Origin of the sequence: Actinomadura atramentaria DSM 43919 (assembly GCF_000381885.1) — a bacterium.
Classification (GTDB): Bacteria; Actinomycetota; Actinomycetes; order Streptosporangiales; family Streptosporangiaceae; genus Spirillospora; species Spirillospora atramentaria.
Window position 1 is genome coordinate 471878 of sequence record NZ_KB907208.1, and the last position, 20028, is coordinate 491905.

The window sequence follows — 20028 nt, forward strand, 5'->3', positions numbered from 1 at the left end:
GCTATGCGGCATTCACTGAGACATCAACGATTATTCCCGCCCTGTCATAAACTCATGCCCTGAAGGCTTGAGTCCATGCGGAAAGATAGTCACGGGCAGCGCCGCCGAACACGGCGATGCTCTCGAACCCGGCAAACAAGCCGAGGTGGAAGTCAATATCTCTCGGGTCTCTCAACGCCATTGATCCGCTGAATAGCTCTGCTGTGACCAGTCGCCTGTCGTAGACGGTGAACGTGTTCATCGGCCCTCGGGCCGATTCGACCCCCAAGGGGATGACTCCCAGTCGAATGTTCGACAGATGGGAAAGAGATATCAAGCGGTCCACCTGCAGAGCCATCAGAGGCGCGGGAAGCACGGCCCATCTGATGGCCGCCTCGGTGAGTACGAAGGTGAACTCCTTCGTTTCGTCATAGAGAACGGCTTGCCGTTCGAGCTTCCTCGCTACTGCCTTCGTTGTGTCGCCCGAAGAGTGACTAAGGCTCGCTCTGACATACTCGGGGGTCGCCAGCAACGCGGTAATCATCACTGGCAAGAAGTAGCGCAATTGCCTAGACGACTGTTCGAGGCCCTCTAGCTCGTTCTGTCTCTTGTCTAGGCCCTTTTGCAGAAGCGAGCGAACATCCCTGTACTCTGTGTTCGCCAACTTAGCGAGCGCGAGAATCTCCGGCCTGTCTTCGGCCGGTACATCAAGAGCTTCAAGTATTCTCTGAACGTCAACAACGGTCGGCGTCAGCTTGCCGTTCTCGATCTTCGATACTCTGCTCTGGCTCATGCTCGTTTCGGACCCCAAGCGCTTGCCGGTATAACCGGCCTCTTTGCGCAGGGTACGAAGAATGCTCGCCAGGTCGCTCCTGTTCTTGCCTAGCCTGCCCGGTTCAAGCACTACCCTTGCCAGTACTCCATGAAGGGAATCGCTCCTTCGAGAGCGTTATCACGGTACTTCCTGAACTTGTCCAAGTCCGGTTCTTCCAAGAGGAACCGGCCTATCTGCGTTCCATCTTCCCGGTAACGCAACTCCACTACGTGCTCATCATCGAAGAACCAAAAATCGTGCTCCGGCAGTTCTGGCGCTCCCCTGTCCGTGAGATCGAGTATGCGGATATCCTCACCGGCACGAACATGGTGCGAGTAGTAATCAAACTGAAAACGAAGATACTCACTAAGAGGTCGCCGAAGGACATGCACGCGGCCGATGGTTCGGCCGCTTTCCGCGAAGGCCGATACCCGGGCCATCCACCCGGACCAATAATCGGCAGGCAGCCGTTCACCGGATGCGAACCGCTGAAAGGATTCTTGCTCCTGCGGCATCGTGTAGAACGAACGCAGTTCCAACCGCCAGGCCGATCTCTGGTATCGGTCGAAGAACTCTCGCCAATCACTGCCGTCCAAGCGCACGGGCAGCCTCCATGATGAGTTCGGCAGGGATGCGGACAACGGCCTCTCCATCAGGAGTGGTGATCTGAGACTGAATATAGCCCTGGACGTCCACCATCCCATCCGTGGCTAGGCCGATCTGCGGGCAGTCATCTTCGGTGCAGGCAGGCCCAGCGATGAGGTTTTCCAGCGCCATCTTTCCCACCCTTTCAACGGGGATGTCACCATCAATCTAGGGTGAGTATTCCACGTGGTCAATGCGCTCAGAAGAATATTCCTGCTTCGGAATAATCGACTACAGGACGTAGCTACTCAAATACGCCAGACCCGTACAGAGGCGAAGAACCATGCCCCAGACGGAGCCTGAAGTGCATCGGTCACCCATTACCCCAGGGGTCTCTACGGTCGGCGTGCCGTTCGTCGGTGCTGCTGTCGGCAGGGGCTTCCACGAAGCACCGTGACGGGCTCTGAGCGGGTATGAGAAGGCCCCACACAGTCGGTGCCGTGCGCGGGCCGTTGCTCTCCTGCCTTCGGGAAGCCACGGGGAAACGGGAAGACGTGTGACTGGTCGGTCGGGTTGGTTGGGTACCGCTAGCTGGGGCGTGATGCCCCTGGCCAGGTGCGTCAGCACTCGATGACGTTGACGGCGAGGCCGCCTCGGGACGTCTCCTTGTACTTGTCGAGCATGTCGCGGCCGGTGTCGCGCATGGTCTTGATGGCGCGGTCCAGGGAGACGAAGTGGCGGCCGTCGCCGCGCAGGGCGATGCGGGTCGCGGTGATCGCCTTGATCGCGCCGACCGCGTTGCGCTCGATGCACGGGACCTGGACCAGGCCGCCGACCGGGTCGCAGGTCAGGCCCAGGTTGTGCTCGATGGCGATCTCGGCGGCGTTCTCGACCTGGGCGGGCGTGCCGCCCAGGGCCTCGGTGAGGCCCGCCGCGGCCATCGAGCACGCCGAGCCGACCTCGCCCTGGCAGCCGACCTCCGCGCCGGAGATGCTGGCGTTCTGCTTGAACAGGACACCGATCGCGCCCGCCGTCAGCAGGAACCGCACCACCGTGTCGTCGCCGGAGCCCGGGACGAACCGGTCGTGGTAGTGCAGGACGGCCGGGACGATGCCCGCCGCGCCGTTCGTCGGGGCGGTGACGATCCGCCCGCCGCCCGCGTTCTCCTCGTTCACCGCGAGCGCGAACAGCGTCACCCAGTCCATCGCGCGCAGCGGGTCCGCGTCGCCCTCCGCCAGCAGCGACCGGTGCAGGCGCGGCGCGCGGCGCGGCACCTTCAACCCGCCCGGCAGCAGGCCCTCCGTCGCGCAGCCCCGCTCGACGGACGCGCGCATGACCGCCCACAGCGCCAGCAACTCGGCGCGGATCTCGGCGTCCGTACGGCCGAACGCCCGCTCGTTCGCCAGCATCAGCCCGGACACCGACAGGCCCGTCTCGGCGCAGCGCTCCAGCAGCTCGGCGGCCGTCGAGAAGGGATGCGGCAGGACGGTGTCGTCGGGCTTCACGCGGTCCGCCCCCGCCGCCTCCTCGTCCACGACGAACCCGCCGCCGACCGAGTAGTACACGCGCGACCGCAGCTCGTTCCCGGACGCGTCCCACGCCGTGAACCGCATCCCGTTCGGATGCCCCGGCAGCGACTCCTTGCGCTCGAACACCAGGTCGTCCCCGATGACGAACGGCACCTCGACCTCGCCGAGCAGCGCCAGCCGCCCGGTCGCCCTGATCTCCGCCAGCCGCTTGTCGACCGTGTCGACGTCCACCCGCGCGGGCGTGTCCCCGCCGAGCCCCAGCGCGACGGCCTTGTCGCTGCCGTGCCCCTTGCCCGTCAGCCCGAGCGAGCCGTACAGGACGGCCCGCACCCGCGCCGTCCGCGCCAGCAGCCCGTCGTCGCGCAGCCCGGCCGCGAACCGGTGCGCGGCCTCCATCGGGCCGCCCGTGTGCGACGACGACGGCCCGATGCCGACCTTGAACAGGTCGAAGACGCTGATCGCCACGCCGCCCCCTTGCGCCGTTACGGATCTTCCGGTCTTACCCGGCTACACGGCGATGTTATCGGCGGGGGCCGAAACCGCGAGCGGCCCCGCGCGCCGCCGACCGGCGGGCGCGGGGCCGCTCGCGACCCGTCACAGGTCCGGGTACAGCGGGTGCTTGTCGGCCAGCGCCCGCACCCGGCGGGCCAGCGCGTCCCGGTCGAAGGACGGCTGGAGCGCCAGCGCGATCACGTCGGCGACCTCCTCGAAGTCCTCCGTCGTGAACCCGCGCGTCGCCAGCGCCGGCGTGCCGACGCGCAGCCCGGACGTCACCATCGGGGGCCGGGGGTCGTTCGGCACCGCGTTCCGGTTCACCGTGATGCCGACCTCGTGCAGCCGGTCCTCGGCGTCGCGGCCCGTCAGCTCGGAGTCGACCAGGTCCACCAGGACCAAGTGGACGTCCGTCCCGCCCGTCAGCACCTTCACGCCCGACTTGCGCGAGTCGTCGGCCAGCAGCCGCTCGGCGAGCAGCCGCGCGCCCTCGACCGTCCGCCGCTGCCGGTCCTTGAACGCGTCGGACGCCGCGAACTTCAGCGCCACCGCCTTCGCCGCGATGACGTGCTCCAGCGGCCCGCCCTGCATCCCGGGGAACACGGCCGAGTTGATCTTCTTGCCGTACTCCTCCCTCGCCAGGATCAGGCCGCCGCGCGGGCCGCCGAGCGTCTTGTGCGTCGTCGTGGTGACGATGTCGGCGTGCGGCACCGGTGACGGGTGCAGCCCCGCCGCGACCAGCCCCGCGAAGTGCGCCATGTCCACCATGAGCAGCGCGCCCACCGAGTCGGCGATCTCCCGGAACCGGGCGAAGTCGAGCTGCCGGGGGTACGCCGACCAGCCCGCGACGATCATCTTGGGCCGGTGCTCGGCGGCGAGGGCGGCGACCTCGTCCATGTCGACCAGGCCGTCCTCCGGGCGGACGTGGTAGGGCACCACGTTCAGCGTCTTGCCGGAGTAGTTCAGCCGCATCCCGTGCGTGAGGTGCCCGCCGTGCGCCAGGTCCAGCCCGAGGATCGTGTCGCCGTGCGACAGCAGCGCGAAGTACACCGCCGTGTTCGCCTGCGCGCCCGAGTGCGGCTGGACGTTCGCGTGCTCGGCCCCGAACAGCGCCTTCGCGCGGTCAATGGCGAGCTGCTCGGTGACGTCCACGTACTCGCAGCCGCCGTAGTACCGCCTGCCCGGGTACCCCTCGGCGTACTTGTTGGTGAGGACCGACCCCTGCGCCTCCAGCACCGCGACCGGCGCGAAGTTCTCCGAGGCGATCATCTCCAGCGTCGTCTGCTGCCGGTTCAGCTCCGCCGCGACGGCCTCGGCGACCTCCGGGTCGGCGGCGGCCAGCGAATCGTTGAAGCGCACGCGGTCAGTCCTCCTCGATGAGCTTGGAGTAGGCGGTCGCGTCGAGGAGGTCGCCCGGCTCGTCGGCGATCCGGACCTTGAAGATCCAGCCCTCGCCGTACGGGTCGTCGTTGATGACCTTCGGCTCGTCCAGCGCCGCCGTGTTCACCGCGGTGACCTCGCCGGTGACGGGGGAGTACAGGTCGCTGACGGACTTGGTCGACTCGACCTCGCCGCACACCTCCCCGGCCTCGACCGTGTCGCCCTCGGCGGGCTGCAGCTCGAGGTAGACGATCTCGCCGAGGGCGTCGGCGGCGTGCGCGGTGATCCCGACGGTCACGATGCCGCCCTCACCGTCGAGCCCCGCGACCCACTCGTGTTCTTCGCTGTAGCGAAGCTCCTCCGGAACGCTCACGATCGTTGTCTCTCTCCAGTTTCAGTGACGCTTGTAGAAGGGCAGGGCGACCACGTCGACCGCCTCGGGCCTGCCCCGGACGTCGACGGCGAGACCGTCCTCCTCCACGACGCCGGTGTCGAGGTAGGCGAGGGCGATCGGCCGGCCGAGGGTCGGCGACGGCGCGCCGCTGGTCACGACGCCGCACGGCAGGCCGGCCGCGGTGAGCACCGCGTACCCCTGGCGGGGCGAGCGGCGGCCGCGGGCGACCAGTCCCACGAGCCTACGGCCTGGCGGGGTCGCGGCCTGCGCCGCCAGAGCCTTCTTGCCCACGAAGTCGACGGGCTTGTCCAGTTTGACGACGCGGCCGAGGTTCGCCTCGAACGGCGTCGTCTCCGCCGTCAGCTCGTTGCCGTACAGCGGCATCCCGGCCTCCAGCCGCAGCGAGTCGCGCGCGGCCAGGCCCGCCGGGACGACCTGCTCCTCGGCCGCGAGGGCTCGCCAGACGGCGACGGCGTCGGCGGCGGAGACGAACAGCTCGAAGCCGTCCTCGCCGGTGTAGCCGGTGCGGGCGATCAGCGCGTCCACGCCCGCGACGCGGCCCGCGAGGATCGCGTAGTACTTCAGCCCGGCGAGCGGCGCGTCGGTGTGCCGCGCCAGGATCTCGTGGGCGAGCGGGCCCTGGAGCGCGACGAGCGCGTACGCGGCGGAGCGGTCCTCCACGGCCGCGTCGAAGCCCGCCGCGCGCTCGGTGAGGGCGTCCGCGACGACGGCGATGTTGGCGGCGTTCGCGACGACCAGGAACACCTCGTCCGCGAGCCGGTAGACGATGAGGTCGTCCAGCACCCCGCCGTCCTGCGCGCAGATCATCGTGTACCGGGCGCGGCCCACGGCGAGCGCCGACAGGTCCCCGACCAGCGCGTGGTCGAGCGCGGCGGCCGCGCCCGTTCCGGTGACGAAGATCTCGCCCATGTGGGACAGGTCGAACAGGCCCGCGGCCGTCCGGACCGCGACGTGCTCGGCGGTCTCCGACGCGTACCGCAGCGGCATGAGGAAACCGGCGAAGTCCACCATCTGCCCCGAGAGGCCGACGTGGACGTCGTACAGGGGGGTCTTCACCGCTTCGGTCTCGGCGGGCATCGGGCACGGCTCCTTCGTCGCGAACGCGTTCCGACCATCGTCTCAGAACCCCCGCGCGCCACCGGTACCGAGGTGAGCGGCCCGGACGCGGCCCGCCATGATGAGACCGTGCGTGATCTTCGTGTGCTCGGGTCGGCCAGCGCCGTGCCCACCAAACGGCGGAACCACAACGGCTACCTGCTGCGCTGGGACGGGTACGGCCTGCTGTTCGACCCCGGCGAGGGGACGCAGCGGCAGATGGCGCTCGCGGGCGCGTCCGCGACGGAACTGAACTTCCTGTGCGTCACGCACTTCCACGGCGACCACTGCCTGGGCGTGCCCGGGATCGTCCAGCGGATCGCCCGCGACGGCGTCCCGCACCCGGTGGTCGCCGCGTTCCCCGAGAGCGGCGCGGAGTACTGGGCGCGGCTGCGGCACGCGAGCCTGTTCCGCGACACCGACGTGATCGTCGAACATCCCCTCGCGGGCGAGCGCGCCGCCGTCGACACCGGTGACGCGCCGTTCACGCTGACCGCGCGGCGGCTGTCGCACCCCGTCGAGGCGTACGGGTACCGGCTCGCCGAACCGGACGGGCGGCGGATGCTGCCCGCCGAGCTGGCCCGGCGCGGCATCGCCGGGCCGCTGGTGCGGACGCTGCTGGAGCACGGGACCGTCGTCGCGCCGGACGGCCGGACGGTCGCCGTCGAGGAGGTCAGCGAGGTCCGGCCCGGTCAGGTGTTCGCGCTCGTCATGGACACGCGGCTGTGCGACGGTGTCGGGGAGCTCGCGGCGGACGCGGACATGCTCGTCATCGAGTCGACGTTCCTGGACCGGGACGCCGCGCTCGCCGCCGACTACGGGCACCTCACCGCCGGTCAGGCGGGACGGGTCGCGGCGGACGGGCGGGTGCGGCACCTCGTCCTCACCCACTTCTCCGAGCGCTACGGGGCCGACGAGGAAGAGCGGTTCCGCGCCGAGGCCGCCGCCGCGTTCAGCGGGGAGATCACCGTCGTCCACGACCTCGACCGCGTCCCGGTGCCCAAACGCAGAGATAAGTGACGGCGGGCCGGGCACAGTGAGGGACATGGCTGAAGAAGTGGACGTCGTCGTCATCGGGCTCGGACCGGGCGGGGAGAACGCGGCGGGGCTGCTCGCCGACGCGGGCCTGCGTGTCGCGGCGGTCGAGGCGCGGCTGGTCGGCGGGGAGTGCCCGTATTTCGCGTGCGTCCCGACGAAGATGATGGCCCGCGCCGGGGACCTCGTCGCGGACGCCCGCCGCGCGCCGGAGCTGGCCGCCGACACCACCGTCCGGCCCGACTGGACGCGCGTCGCCGCGCGCATCCGCGACGAGGCCACCGACGACTGGAACGACCAGGCCGCCGCCGACCGGCTCACCGGGCGCGGCGTGCAGCTCGTCCGCGGCGAGGGCGTCATCACGGGGAAGCGCGAGGTCACGGTGGGGGACCGGGTGCTGCGCGCCGAGCGCGGCATCCTGCTGAACACCGGCACCGCGCCGCTCGTCCCGCCGATCGAGGGGCTGGCGGGCACGCCGTTCTGGACGAACCGGGAGGCGGTGCGCGCCAAGACGGCGCCGGAGTCGCTGGTCGTCCTCGGCGGCGGCGTCGTGGGCGTCGAGACCGCGCAGGTCTTCGCCCGGTTCGGGACGCGCGTGACGATCATCGAGGGCGGGCCGCGGCTCGTCGGCCGCGAGGAGCCCGAGGCGGGCGACCTGCTCGGGAAGGTGTTCGAGCGCGAGGGCGTCGACGTCCGCACCGGCACCCGCGTGGAGCGCGTCGCGCACGACGGCGCGTTCACGCTCGGCACGACCGGCGGCGAGATCACCGGGGAGCGGCTGCTCGTCGCGACCGGCCGCCGCCCCAACCTGAAGGGCCTCGGCCTCGGCGCGGTCGGCCTGGACGAGAACGCGCGCGCCCTGGACGTCGACGGCAACATGCGCGCGGGCGACGGCCTGTGGGCGATCGGCGACATCACCGGCAAGGGCGCGTTCACGCACGTGTCGATGTACCAGTCGGCGGTCGCGGTCCGCGACATCCTCGACCGGACGGGGCCGCCCGCGTCCTACCGGGCCGTCCCGCGCGTCACCTTCACCGACCCGGAGATCGGCGTCGTCGGCCTCACCGAGGCGGAGGCGCGCGACCAGAACCTCCCGGTCCGCGTCGGCCGCACGAACCTGGCGCAGTCCACGCGCGGCTGGATCCACGGCCCCGGCGGGGACGGCTTCGTCAAACTCGTCCAGGACGCCGAATGGGGAGTCCTCGTCGGCGCGACGGTCATGGGCCCGATGGCCGGAGAAATCCTCGGAGCCCTCTCCGTCGCCGTCCACGCCGAGGTCCACGTCGACACCCTGAGCACGATGATCTACGCCTACCCGACCTTCCACCGAGCCATAGAAACGGCCTTGGCCGACCTCTACGACGACTGACCCGCGTCAGCGGACGAGGACCAGGCCGCAGCTATACGCCCGCGCATGGCCCACGCCTTCGGAAAGGGCCGCGACGAATGCCGCGGGATCGGTGACGGTCAGCGAACCGCGCAGTTCGGCGCGCGCGATCCTCAGCGCCTTGTGGGACGTGGCGCTGGAAACCGTCGGCAGCATGCGCACCGCGATGGTCTCCGGATCGGCGGCGGCACCCATGTCTCCGCCGGTTCCGGTGCCGTCCCCGAAACGGCGCGCGCACCATTTCCGGACTCCGGCCGGGTTGGTGTGCGCGACCCGCCGCCCGCGCATCCGCTGTCCCTCCGGGCCGCTGCGCGCCTTGCTGTACGTGGGGTTGACGACGGACCGGAAAGCGACCGTGTCGCCGGTGTTGAACGTGCGGTCGACCGTGATGAACCGCGGTTCCTCGCGAAGGGCGGCGTTGGGCATGTGCGCCCAGTTCCCCGCGATTCTGGACTGCACGACGAGGATGAGCGCGGCTTCCTTGAAGTTCAGCGTCCAGGTGGAAAGAACGCCCATCTGCGCGCGGGCATCGGCGTCGCCGTTGTCGATCCACCCACGAAAACCGCTCATCACGGTGCGGTGCATCTCCTGAGCGTCGAGCAGGGATTTCGCCACATAGGGATGGCGCGTGTCGAGGGTCAGCACCGAGTGGGACGCGACGAAGCGGGCTGACGTGGTTCGGGGGCGCGACGGACTGCTCACGGAATGATGCCCTCCCATTCGGTCGCTTCCGGCGGGATCGTGATCCTGCGCGTGATCTCCCAGCGCGCGGTGTGCTCCGCGCCCGCGGCGGCGAAGCTCACCGGCTGGTCGTGTACGGGTTTGGAGCCGGGCTCGGAGGGTGGGACCTGGAACCAGGCCCAGACCCTGTTTCCCGGTTTCCGGTTTTCGTCGGAGCCGGGAAGCAGACGATATCTGCGGAATACGGTGTCCAGGTCGCCGGGAACCGTGCCGAGGGAGACCGTCCCGGACGGGGGACAGGACTTCCGCCCCAGCCACAGCAGGTGCCGGGGGTTCTCCAACGCCTGGCCGACCGACGTCAGGAAAGCCTCGTCCTCGTGCTGGAGACCGACCAGGAACGTCGCATCGGCGATGTACCACCGTTCGGTGACGAGAGCCGAGCGGGGCACTTCCTTGGACACCAGCACGCCGGAAACCGGATCGGCCTCGATCCTTTTCGGCGAGCCGTACCATCCGTCCAGCGCGTGGTTACCGAATTCCTCGCCGGTGGCCGCGTCGAGGGAGGCCGAAACGGCCGCCGCCCGCCGGTGGTCCACGATCAGATCACGCGGGCGCAGCGGATAGCTACCGGCTCCCACGGTGTGGTAATCGCGGACCGGCACGCCCGGATGGTCCGCTCGCACGCCGAAGACCGTCCGGGCCAGTTCACCGAAGACCGTCGGCGTGGCCCTTTCGGGTTCGGTCAGTCCCATCGAGCGCGGCAGGCCCAACGCGGCCGCGCACATCCCGATCACCGCGGATTTCGTGGGTCGGCTGTGCGAATCCCGCCGCTGGGCGAAGCGGCTGCCCACGCCCCACGATTGGAGCGGCCCGGCCAACCGGATGAGCAGGACGTGCGTCACGACGTCAGTCCCTCGACGGTCTTCACCCGCGTCGCTCTCACGGGGGACAGCTCGTTGAGGAGCGCGTCGACCTGCGGGTCGTAGGTGAGCAGCCGGACCGCGCGGATATCGGGGCGGCGGTCGGCGACGAACGCGTGATGGCGCAGCAGCCGCCGCACTCCGGCCAGCCCGGCCGGTCCCTCGCCGCCCCTGTCCTCGGGATTCTCGTTGACGGGCTTCTGGAAGGCCGCCGCGTAGTTGTACGGGCGGTCGCCCTCGAAGGCCACGACGAGCCCCGGTAGCGAACCCGTGGAGGCCGTGGAGTTCTTCTTCGCCTCCGGGAACGCCTCCACGAACGCGGTGACGAACTCCTGCTCCGCCGCGACGGCGGCCTCTTCCGCCTCCGGTTCCGTCATCCCGGCGGCCCGGAGGTTGGTCCGCAACTGGGTCCGGTCGAGGACGGCGTGCCGGTAGAACGTGCCCGAGATCAGCGACTGGTATCCCGTCATTCCCGCCCCCGCGTCGTCTGCGGCGTCCAGGAAATCGAGGGCGTTCTTCTTCCGGTCGAGTTTCGCGTCGTCGGCGGCGGCATAGAAGTCGTCGACGGTCTCGGCCTCCTGGATCGTGAAGGCGTGGGCGCTCTGGACCGCGCCCTCCACGTTGGGCGAATCCGCGATCTCGGCGAGGAATCGGCCGTAGAGGGCGATGTCGATGGCGTCGCGCGGTGCCAGGGCCGTGAGCACCTTGGCGCGCGATTCTTTCGGGAGCGGCGGGAGCTTCTTCTCGCGTCCTTCCTCCACGACGGTCTCCGGCTCGTCGGAGGCCGTGCGCTTCCCCCGCTTCGGCTTCGCGTTCGCCGCCTGGAGTTCGAGGTACTCATCCCGCCACGCCCGCAGTTCATCGGCGTTCTCGGCGATGTGCGCGGCGATCCGCTCACCGGTGTCCGCAGGGGCGAACAACAGGACTTTGGTGAGGTTCGCGACGGTCTTCTTCGCCGGATCACCGAACTTGAGGCCGACCCCTTCAAGAACGGTCCGGGCGGTGAGGACGGCCTCGTCCCTCTCCCAGCCGTGCGCGGTCTCCAGAACGCGCGCCGTGAGCAGCGCCCATTCGCGGGTCCGCTGGCCCATCGTGCGGCCGGAGAGCGGCCCCTTCCCGGCGTTCGCCCGGTCGCGGGCGTGCATCCGCTCGGCACGGCGCCTCGCCTGACTGGTGATCATGTGCCGTTCGAATCCGCCGTAGACGATGGTCTTCGGGGCGTTGTTCTCGTCGCGGACGGGAAGGACGGCGGCCAGGGTCTCCAGCAGATGGAGGGAGAGGAACTGCTTGGTTTCGGTCACGTGCTGCCGCCCTTCTAGCGGTCGGTCCGTCGGGGGTTCGGCGGTTCGTGGAAATCGACCGCCCAGCGGTAGGCGACGCGGGCCTTCCGGTCGTGCCATCGGTCCAGGTCGACGACGAGGTCGGTCCAGGACGGGGGACGCTGCTCGCACGCGCGCAGCCGGGCGATGCCGTGCTGGAGATGGCGCCAGGGAATGCGCCGACTGGCCACGACCCGGTCGACCAGCCGCGTCGCGCCGGGGTCCTCCGGGCCGCGGGCGGACGGTCGGCCGATCCTGCGGGCCGCCCCGCCGAAACTGCCGTAACCCGGAGTAGGGACGCTCACGCCCCGGTGGTACACGGCGAACAGAAAGGCCACCTGCTCGAACAGCTCGCGCTTTTCCTGATCCGACGCGTGCCAACCCGCCTGGTATCTGGTGCTGCTGCCTGCGGTCACGCGGCGGAGCTGCGCGAGTTCGCCGTACTGCCGTTCGCGGACGAGCGCCATCAACCAGGCCGTCAGCCGGGCGGCGTCCGACTGCACGGCCTCGGGTCCACCTGCGCTGCTCATGCTTCTCCGTTCACGGCCGCGGCCAGGTCGGCCGGTGCCTTGGAATCGTTGATGAAGCGTTCGAATCCATCTTCCGCCGCTCTTCGCGCTCGCATTCCCTGGCTGTTGTTCGGTAGCGCGTCCAAGCGCTTGGTCAAAAACTCACGCGCCATTTCAAGAAGCCACTCCGCGTACTCGGGCATGCACTCGGCAACCGTCGCGCCGTCAGCGACATCGGCGAGCAGCGTGTAGAACGGCTGCTCGGTCGCCTTCCATTGCTCCCCGCGCGCGTCGAACCGCGCGAGCTGCGCCTTCTTGTCGGCCGGTTTGGGGTTCGGATACATGACCTTCCACGCCTCGAAGGCGGCCCGGTCCAGGGCCCTGGCCACGTACTCCGCCACCTCCGAACCTCGCCGCGACGCCTCGAACAACTCCGGAGCCAGCCCCGGCGCGAACGGGAAAACACTGGTGACCCAGCCGACGGGCGTGGCCTGGCTGGTCAGCAGACCGACCGCGAGAAGGTCGACGGAGTGCGGACCCGCCTCGCGGGGCAGTTCCGCGAGCCGTGCGTAAAGGCCGCCCGACCGGCGCTCGACCGCCGCGTAGAGGGCGTGCGCCTCACGCCAGAGATCACGCGTCGCCGACGGCCACAGGGGCTTTCTGACGCCGGTCCGGGTTTCCGACAGCACAGCGTCCTGGCAGTGCTTCTTGGTGTCCAGGTCGAGCAGTTCGCCGGCGGCGACCAGAACGCGGTCGACGACGGCGCGGTCACCGGAGAGACCGGGTTTCGGCCGCAACAGCACCGAGCGCCCCAGGTAGCTGTGCAGATCCGCGTAACCGGCGACGGACCGGGGCGGCGGCTTGCTCGTGAATCCGCGCCGTTCGATCCCACGGGTCCACGTCAGGTTGAGCGGCCCGGGGTCGTCGGTGGTCGGCGTGAGGTTCAGCCGCAAGGTATGGCCCAGAGTCCGACCTTTGGCGAGGACTCGGATGCGACCGCCGAGCCGCCCGGTGGCCAGGTTGGTGAGGGTCGGCCCCAGAGTCGCCTTCCCCGAGATCCGCGCGCGTCCGGCGACGCCGAACACATGCTGCGTCAGCATGGCCCGGTACGCCTTGGCGGCGGGCAGCGGATCGGGGTCTTCGAGATGGTGGTGGTCGGCGAACTGGTTGTAGTCCCCGGCTTGCTCGATCACCAACTGGGCCGGACCCGTTCCGTGCTCCGCAAGGAACTCTTGCAACTGAGCGTTCTGCCCAAGCGGACGGGTCGGGTGGAACAGGTCCCAGTCCTCATCGGGCTGCGCCTCCAACCACGCCGCGACCCCATCTAGCGGATGCCCGTTCTGCACCCATTGCCGCCATTCGGCTTCCGAAGCGGGGTACGTGCCCGACGCGTAGCAGAGCGCAAGCAGGAACTCGACGACGGCGACCGTCTCGCCCGGAGTATCGCCATCCACGTCCTTGAGCGCGTCGGCGGACGAGAACAAGTCCGTCAGGCACCGCTCCGCCACGGCCCCGTCCAACGCGAGACCACGGACGAACGGGTGTTCGCGCGGGTCCCAACTGGGCCTGCCGGTGCCCTCATCGACCATCGGCCGGTCGGCCACTTGCATGCGTTGAACCTCCGGAGGGGGCCGAGGAACTGCCGTGTGTCAGCCGCTGCGAGGTGCGTGACGAGAGGCGCGGCCGACGACCCCGGCACACCCGCGCCCGCACCGATGGGTCCGGGGGACGGAACACCCAGCAGGAAGGCTCCCACAGCGGTTGGAATTTGTCCGGAGATCGTCGGGGTGGACGTGCCGAACGGTTCTTCGGATTCCGTCTCCGGGGACTCTCGCCGTGTTGCTCGGCGAAAGCGTGCGAAGTGGTCATTTCGCTCTTTTCGGTCAATGAAAGCGTTCATCACCTTTGCGGGCTCCGGCCGAGGAGGATTGCGAGGGTGGACCGGGCGTCGCGGCGGCGGGCGGGGCTGCGGGAGGTGACCGAGACGAGGGCGACGCCGCACAGGGTCAGCGCGTAGGTGAACGCTGCGGCGGCGGCGAACACCGGGGCGTTGGTCAGCAGGGAGGGCAGTGCGGGCATGCGGGTTCCTCTCGGACGGGTCGGTCGGGCGCTGGTGGCCGACTGGCCCGACGGTTGTCTCCCGTCCTGGGGGTTTCTCGCGACGTCGGATCGTCGACTCGGTCGCGTTTCGGCTGGTCAGCGGCCACAAAAAAGTCGTCATGGACGGGCGCGAGAGGGGACGCGGTGAGCGGAGTGGAGCCGGTGGGGCGGCGGACGGCGCCCGTGGAGTTCGCCAATGCCCTGAAGGAGTTGTGCAACCGGGCCACGGGTCCCGAGCTGTCGCAGGCGGAGATCTGTCGCGCGGAGGGCATGAATCCGAGGACGGTCAGCGCATGGCTCAACGGGAGACAGGTGCCGACACAGGATTCGTGGCCGGCGGCCCAGCGCCTGATCTCCCGGATGGAAAAACTGGCCGCCTGGTCGGCGCGTTCAGCCGAGGAGTGGGAACGGCTCTGGCAGCGGGCTCGCGCCCACGGCGATCTGCGGCAGGGAGGCAGGCCCGGTAACTCGTACCGTCCCACCCCGGCACTCCCCTTCCGGCTGATCCATGACCCGGCGCTCAGCAGATTGAAGAAGCTGAGTGGGCGGGACACCGAGCTTGAACAACTGCGCGAGCTGGTCGTCGGCGGAACGCACTACGTGTCGCTGGTGGCGCCGGCCTGGTCGGGCAAGTCCGAGTTCCTCACTCACTTCGCCAAAGATTACGCGCCGCCGGAAGTCGATCTCATCGGATACTTCGTTCGCTGGGGCAAAGGAAGTGACACCGCTGGGAACTTCGTCGCGACGATGTGTGGAGCGCTGCGGCGGTACCTGAAGCACCTCGGGAAGACGAACACCGGACCGAAAGACAAGGACAAGGTCGCTCTTCTGGAGCTGTACGAGACGGTCTCGGAGCAGTGCATGAAGGAGGACCGCATCTTGGTCCTGCTCGTCGACGGACTCGATGAGGACGCCGGGACGTGGGGTACCGAGGCGCCTGTGAAGGAGACGTCCAGCATCGCGTCGATGCTCCCGCCCGAGCCGTATCCGGGGCTGGTCGTCCTGGTCAGCCGTCGACCGCATCCACCGCTGCCGATCGGCTTCCCGCACGACCATCCGTTGCGCGACGCCGAACCGGTCGTGGACTTCCGGCCGTCGCCGGAGGCCGCCGAGATCGCCGCGAAGAACGAAGCGGCGCTGGAGGACCTCGACGCACTGCTCAGCGGACACGATTCCTGGCAGCGGGACGTCGTCGGGCTGCTTGCCGTGGCCGAAGGCGGCCTCACGGAACAAGATCTGCTGTACCTGGTCCAAGGCGGCGGGTGCGAGATCATCCCGCATGATCTGGCCCGTCTGTTGCGCAGTGTGGCCAGCCGCTCGTTCTCCCGCGAAGAACTTGAGCCGGACGCGCTCGTGCTGGCCCACCGCGATCTGCACAGACAGGCGTGCGAAAGCCTGGGGCAAAAGAAACTCGCCCGCCTTCGAGAAGGGTTCCGCGGCTGGGCGGACGAGTTCCGCGCGAAGGGCTGGCCCGCCGACACCCCCGGCTATCTGCTGCACGGCTATCTGGGGCTTCTTGAGCGCGAAGCCGCCGAGCGTCGCAAGAACTTCACCCTCGACCACCGTCGACTGGCGCGGCTCGCGGCGCGGGGCCGAACCGATCTGGCGCTCGCGTCACTGGACTGGATCACCTCGCCGGAACGGACCGGCCCAGAGAAGCCGACCCTCGCCGATCTGGCGTCGGCGGCGGCGTCGCGCGCTCTCCTGGAGGCGGGGAACACGCTGATTCCGCGCGAAGTGCTGCGGGCGCTGTGCGTGGTCGACGACGGGGAGCGGGCACGGGCGCTGGCGCTGGGCGCCGGTGATCCGGCGTCCAAGGCCGTCCGGCTCCTCGATGTCGTCCGGGAGCTTCTGGCGACGAGATTGCCCGGTGCGTCGGAGCAGGCGCGGAACTTCGCCTGGGAAGCGGCGATGTGGGCGGTGCGATCGGACGAGGGAGCGTCCTGGAGCCCTCCCGTCGCGGAGTGGGAGACCGTCGCGGTCGTCCCGCAGGCCGTCGTCGCGCTGGCCGAGGCGGGCCGGACGGACGGCGGGCGGGACGGGGCCGCGCTGACCGCCGAGGCCGTCCGGCTGCTGGAGCGCGTGGATATCCGCCGGTCCGAGAACGTGGAACCGGTGGCGCGGGCCGCCGCGCTGCTCTGCGAGGCCGCCCCGGACTTGGCGGCGCGCGTCTTGGACGAGCTGCTGCTCGAAGCGGATCACCAGGCGGAGAACGGAAAGCCGGTCCTCGCGGTCGAGATCATGGCGTCCGTTGCGGTGAACGATCCCGAGCGGAGGAAGAGCCTTCTGGAGAAGATCGAGAAGTTCTCCGAACGACTGGCGGTGGATTCCCACGGCCTTGTCGCCGTCGACTGCCGCGCCGTGGTGGTGTCCGCGCTCGCGCGCGTCCTCGAAGAGGTGACCTCGGAGGACGAGCGCGGAAAGCTGCGGTACCGGACCCGGGAACTCGCGAAGACCGCGTGGAGCGAAGCGCGAGCGATCTCCGAGACCGTGTCGGGGGACGACTTCGGCGCCTCACTGGCCTTGTTGGCGCAGGCGTCCTGCGATCTCGAAGAGCTGCCTGAAGCGGTGCGCGGAAGGCTCGGCGAGTTTCCTGCGCACATCACGGCGCGGGGTCGGGCGGTGGTCGATCAGGATCAACGCAAGAAGAACCGCCAGCCCGCCGAGCCAGATCCCGCTGACGGAGGCGCCAAGGAACCCCCTGAAGTTCGACAGGAGAGGGATCTGCTCCGCCAGGTGGCGCAATCGCGGTCGCTCGGCGACCGTGCGCGGTTGCGGCGGGACGTGGATCAGTACCTTCAGGTCGTCGCCGAGCGGGAAGCCGACCTTCCGTGGCTCCCGCACCTCGCCGAAGCCCTTGCGGGCCTTCCCGGAGACACCGGTTCAGCCCTGGCACGGCTGACGGGAAAGGCGCACGGAGCATTGCCGGGCGTACGTCTGATGACAGCGGCGGCGAGGGGACACGCGGACGCGGGGCGGCGCGTCGAGGCGCTGCGGTGCGCCGTGCAGGCGGCGGCGCTCGCCGAGCGGGTGAGTCCGCAGCCGCCGGAGATGCGGGCGTCGGTCGCGCAGGCGTTCGCGTACGCGGGCGAGGCCGACACCGCCGAGTCATGGGCCGGTCCTCCGGATGGGCGGCGGCCCAGGGGGCGGGCGGGGCTCCAGTACCGGCGGGCGGCGCTGGCCGTCGACGCGGAACTCGATCCGGCGGCGATCGGCGGCCTGCTGGGCGCCGGTCCGCTCGGGGTCGAAAGCGATCTGCTCGAAGCGTTGCGACGTCTCGCCTCGGGGGAGTCGGTGGACGCGCGCCTCGCGTCCCTGCGGACGACGGCGTACGCACGCCTCACGACCGAACCCCTGCTCGCCACCGGCCTCGCGCTGCTGCACGCCGCGCGCGGTGAAGTCGCGTCCGCGATCCGCGTGGCCGACGACATACCGGACCCAACGGCTCGCGGTGTCGCGCAGGTGACCGTCGCCGGATACCTGCAAGGAGCCCCCACGCATTTGGACGCGGCGGGAGACGAGGACCGGTGGAAGCTGTCCGTCCTCCGAGTCCTCGCGCATCGCCTGTGCCCGGTGACGGAAACGGTCTCCGTCCACGAGCTGGTCGGCGGAATCCTGCGCACCGAAAGCTGGTACCGGGCGCTGCCGCTGCTCGGCCGAATCGACCCGAGGTCGGTGGCCGGGGTCGTCGACGTCCTCGACCACCACGGCCGCGTCCTCACCGATCTGCACCCGAATCCGCACGCGGCGCAGGAATAGGTGACGATGGGGAGATGGGCAATCGGCTGAAGGACGCGACGAGTCCGTACCTGCTGCAGCACGCCGGGAATCCGGTGGAGTGGTGGGAGTGGGGGGCGGAGGCGTTGGCCGAGGCTCGGCGGCGGGACGTGCCCGTGCTGTTGTCCGTCGGGTATGCGGCCTGTCACTGGTGCCACGTCATGGCGCACGAGTCGTTCGAGGACGATGTCACCGCCGAGTTGATGAACCGCTGGTTCGTCAACGTCAAGGTGGACCGCGAGGAGCGGCCCGATATCGACGCCGTTTATATGGAGGCGACGCAGGCGCTCACCGGGCAGGGCGGCTGGCCGATGACGGTGTTCGCGACGCCGGACGGGCACCCGTTCTACTGCGGCACGTACTTTCCGCGGGACCGGTTCCGGGCGCTGCTGCAGGGCGTTGCGACGGCGTGGCGGGAGCAGCGCGCGGAGGTCGTCGAGCAGGGGTCGCGGATCGTGGACGCGCTCGCGGGCCGGGCCGGGGGGATCGGCGCGGACGTCGAGGCGCCCGACGCGGACGCGCTCGGCGTCGCGGTGCGGTCGCTGGCCGCCGGGTACGACGCGGCGCGCGGCGGGTTCGGCGGCGCGCCGAAGTTCCCGCCGTCGATGGCGCTGGAGTTCCTGCTGCGCCACCACGCCCGCACCGGCGACCGCGACGCGCTCGCGATGGCCGCGCACACGCTGGAGGCGATGGCGCGCGGCGGCATCTACGACCAGCTCGGCGGCGGGTTCGCGAGGTACTCGGTGGACGCGGAATGGGTCGTCCCGCACTTCGAGAAGATGCTGTACGACAACGCGCTGCTCGCCCGCGTCTACGCCCACTGGTGGCGGCTGACCGGCGCGCCGCTCGCCCGCAGGATCGCGCTGGAGACCTGCGACTGGATGCTGCGCGACCTGCGCACCGAGCAGGGCGGCCTCGCCTCCGCGCTCGACGCCGACAGCGAGGGCGAGGAGGGCCGCTACTACGTCTGGACGCCCGACCAGCTCACCGACGTCCTAGGACCGGAGGACGGCGCGTACGCCGTCGAGGCGTTCGAGGTGACGGGCACGTTCGAGCACGGCACGTCGGTCCTCCAGCTCCCGCGCGACCCGGAAGACCCCGAGCGCCACGAGCGCGTCCGCCGGGCCCTGCTGGCCGCGCGGACCGACCGCGTCCCGCCCGCGAGGGACGACAAGGTCGTCGCGGCCTGGAACGGCCTGGCCGTCGCCGCCCTCGCCGAATGCGGCGCGCTGCTGGACCGCCCCGACCTCGTCGCGGCCGCCGAGGAGGTCGCCCGGCTCGTCCTGGACGTCCACCGGGACGGCGCGCGGCTCGTCCGGACGTCGCGGAACGGCGAGGCGGGCGCCAACGCGGGCGTCCTGGAGGACTACGCCGACGTCGCCGAGGGCCTGCTCGCGCTGTACGGCGTGACGGGCGACGCCGCGCTGGTCGACGCGGCGGGCGACCTGCTCGGCACGGTCCTGGACCGCTTCGCCGACGACGCGGGCGGCTTCTACGACACCGCCGACGACGCCGAGGCGCTGTTCCGCCGCCCGCAGGACCCGACCGACAACGCGACGCCGTCCGGCCAGTTCGCGGCGGCGGGCGCGCTGCTGTCGTACGCCGCGCTGACGGGCTCGGCGCGGCACCGCGACGCGGCCGTCCGCGCGCTGGCCCCCGCCCGTCCGCTGGCCGCGCGGCACGCCAGGTTCGCGGGCTGGGGCCTGGCCGTCGCGGAGGCGCTGGCGGCGGGCCCGCTGGAGGTCGCCGTCGTCGGCGACCCGGCCGACGACGCCACCCGCGCGCTGCACCGGGCGGCGCTCCTGGCGTCCTCGCCGGGCGCGGTCGTCGCGGTGGGGACGTCCGGCGGCGTGCCGCTGCTGGCCGGAAGGGCGCAGGTCGACGGCGTTCCCACGGCCTACGTCTGCCGCGACTTCGCCTGCCGCCTGCCGGTGACGACGACCGCGGCCCTCGCCGCCGAACTCCGCGGCTGATTGGATCGAAGGTCCTTTTTGTGGCAACGTGACCTTGA

17 protein-coding genes are annotated in these 20028 nt (G+C 70.2%); 4 read left to right on the top strand and 13 right to left on the bottom strand.

Annotated features, from left to right (window positions below):
• Window positions 1–52: 52 nt before the first annotated feature.
• The 7 genes from G339_RS0102250 to gcvT form a co-directional block, all read right to left on the bottom strand.
• A complete protein-coding gene (locus G339_RS0102250) occupies window positions 53–883 on the bottom strand; it encodes a helix-turn-helix domain-containing protein (protein ID WP_019629451.1) in 831 nt (276 codons plus the stop codon).
• A complete protein-coding gene (locus G339_RS0102255) occupies window positions 883–1395 on the bottom strand; it encodes a DUF6879 family protein (protein ID WP_019629452.1) in 513 nt (170 codons plus the stop codon). The genes G339_RS0102250 and G339_RS0102255 overlap by 1 nt, the downstream gene beginning before the upstream one ends.
• On the bottom strand, window positions 1376–1570 hold the full coding sequence (locus G339_RS0102260) for a hypothetical protein (RefSeq protein ID WP_019629453.1): 195 nt from the start codon (window positions 1568–1570) through the stop codon (window positions 1376–1378). Before G339_RS0102260 ends, G339_RS0102255 begins: the two co-directional genes overlap by 20 nt.
• A gap of 428 nt (window positions 1571–1998) precedes the next feature.
• On the bottom strand, window positions 1999–3372 hold the full coding sequence (locus tag G339_RS0102265) for an L-serine ammonia-lyase (protein ID WP_019629454.1): 1374 nt from the start codon (window positions 3370–3372) through the stop codon (window positions 1999–2001).
• Between the two features lie 129 nt (window positions 3373–3501).
• Window positions 3502–4758: a serine hydroxymethyltransferase gene (locus G339_RS0102270; protein ID WP_019629455.1), complete on the bottom strand. Its 1257-nt coding sequence runs from the start codon at window positions 4756–4758 to the stop codon at window positions 3502–3504.
• A gap of 4 nt (window positions 4759–4762) precedes the next feature.
• Complete coding sequence (gene gcvH, locus G339_RS0102275; protein ID WP_019629456.1) at window positions 4763–5152, bottom strand: glycine cleavage system protein GcvH; 390 nt, start codon at window positions 5150–5152, stop codon at window positions 4763–4765.
• Window positions 5153–5173: 21 nt separating this feature from the next.
• Window positions 5174–6271, bottom strand: a complete 1098-nt coding sequence (gene gcvT / locus G339_RS0102280) for a glycine cleavage system aminomethyltransferase GcvT (RefSeq protein ID WP_019629457.1) — start codon at window positions 6269–6271, stop codon at window positions 5174–5176.
• Between the two features lie 108 nt (window positions 6272–6379).
• On the opposite strand from gcvT, the gene G339_RS0102285 reads away from it, so the two are divergent.
• Together G339_RS0102285 and G339_RS0102290 are read left to right on the top strand one after the other, a co-directional pair.
• Window positions 6380–7309, top strand: coding sequence for a ribonuclease Z (locus tag G339_RS0102285; RefSeq protein ID WP_240489729.1), 930 nt, complete (start codon window positions 6380–6382; stop codon window positions 7307–7309).
• Between the two features lie 25 nt (window positions 7310–7334).
• Window positions 7335–8693, top strand: coding sequence for a dihydrolipoyl dehydrogenase family protein (locus tag G339_RS0102290; RefSeq protein WP_026341070.1), 1359 nt, complete (start codon window positions 7335–7337; stop codon window positions 8691–8693).
• A gap of 6 nt (window positions 8694–8699) precedes the next feature.
• On the opposite strand, the gene G339_RS0102295 is transcribed toward G339_RS0102290, so the two are convergent.
• The 6 genes from G339_RS0102295 to G339_RS0102320 form a co-directional block, all read right to left on the bottom strand.
• A complete protein-coding gene (locus tag G339_RS0102295) occupies window positions 8700–9356 on the bottom strand; it encodes a type I-E CRISPR-associated protein Cas6/Cse3/CasE (protein WP_240489730.1) in 657 nt (218 codons plus the stop codon).
• Between the two features lie 53 nt (window positions 9357–9409).
• The gene (gene cas5 / locus G339_RS0102300; RefSeq protein WP_019629461.1) at window positions 9410–10294 is read right to left on the bottom strand and encodes a CRISPR-associated protein Cas5; all 885 of its coding nucleotides are present in this window, start codon (window positions 10292–10294) and stop codon (window positions 9410–9412) included.
• Entirely contained in the window at window positions 10291–11613 is a 1323-nt protein-coding gene (locus tag G339_RS0102305) for a type I-E CRISPR-associated protein Cas7/Cse4/CasC (RefSeq protein WP_019629462.1), read from the bottom strand. Before G339_RS0102305 ends, cas5 begins: the two co-directional genes overlap by 4 nt.
• A 14-nt stretch (window positions 11614–11627) precedes the next feature.
• Window positions 11628–12161, bottom strand: coding sequence for a type I-E CRISPR-associated protein Cse2/CasB (casB, locus tag G339_RS0102310; RefSeq protein WP_033322047.1), 534 nt, complete (start codon window positions 12159–12161; stop codon window positions 11628–11630).
• The gene (locus tag G339_RS0102315) at window positions 12158–13750 is read right to left on the bottom strand and encodes a type I-E CRISPR-associated protein Cse1/CasA (RefSeq protein WP_019629464.1); all 1593 of its coding nucleotides are present in this window, start codon (window positions 13748–13750) and stop codon (window positions 12158–12160) included. Before G339_RS0102315 ends, casB begins: the two co-directional genes overlap by 4 nt.
• 289 nt (window positions 13751–14039) lie before the next feature.
• On the bottom strand, window positions 14040–14219 hold the full coding sequence (locus G339_RS0102320; protein ID WP_019629465.1) for a hypothetical protein: 180 nt from the start codon (window positions 14217–14219) through the stop codon (window positions 14040–14042).
• 204 nt (window positions 14220–14423) lie between these two features.
• Between G339_RS0102320 and G339_RS0102325 the strand changes: the two genes are divergently transcribed.
• Both G339_RS0102325 and G339_RS0102330 read left to right on the top strand, forming a co-directional pair.
• On the top strand, window positions 14424–17999 hold the full coding sequence (locus G339_RS0102325) for a hypothetical protein (protein WP_157407243.1): 3576 nt from the start codon (window positions 14424–14426) through the stop codon (window positions 17997–17999).
• 14 nt (window positions 18000–18013) lie between these two features.
• On the top strand, window positions 18014–19990 hold the full coding sequence (locus G339_RS0102330) for a thioredoxin domain-containing protein (RefSeq protein WP_019629466.1): 1977 nt from the start codon (window positions 18014–18016) through the stop codon (window positions 19988–19990).
• The last annotated feature ends 38 nt before the right edge of the window (window positions 19991–20028 follow it).

Bases quoted from the DNA above. Each gene is read 5' to 3' on its own strand.
- G339_RS0102260 (WP_019629453.1), bottom strand. From the start codon at position 1,570: ATGGCGCTGGAAAACCTCATCGCTGGGCCTGCCTGCACCGAAGATGAC.
- G339_RS0102315 (WP_019629464.1), bottom strand. From the start codon at position 13,750: ATGCAAGTGGCCGACCGGCCGATGGTCGATGAGGGCACCGGCAGGCCC.
- casB (WP_033322047.1), bottom strand. From the start codon at position 12,161: ATGAGCAGCGCAGGTGGACCCGAGGCCGTGCAGTCGGACGCCGCCCGG.
- G339_RS0102330 (WP_019629466.1), top strand. From the start codon at position 18,014: ATGGGCAATCGGCTGAAGGACGCGACGAGTCCGTACCTGCTGCAGCAC.
- gcvT (WP_019629457.1), bottom strand. From the start codon at position 6,271: ATGCCCGCCGAGACCGAAGCGGTGAAGACCCCCCTGTACGACGTCCAC.
- G339_RS0102290 (WP_026341070.1), top strand. From the start codon at position 7,335: ATGGCTGAAGAAGTGGACGTCGTCGTCATCGGGCTCGGACCGGGCGGG.
- G339_RS0102320 (WP_019629465.1), bottom strand. From the start codon at position 14,219: ATGCCCGCACTGCCCTCCCTGCTGACCAACGCCCCGGTGTTCGCCGCC.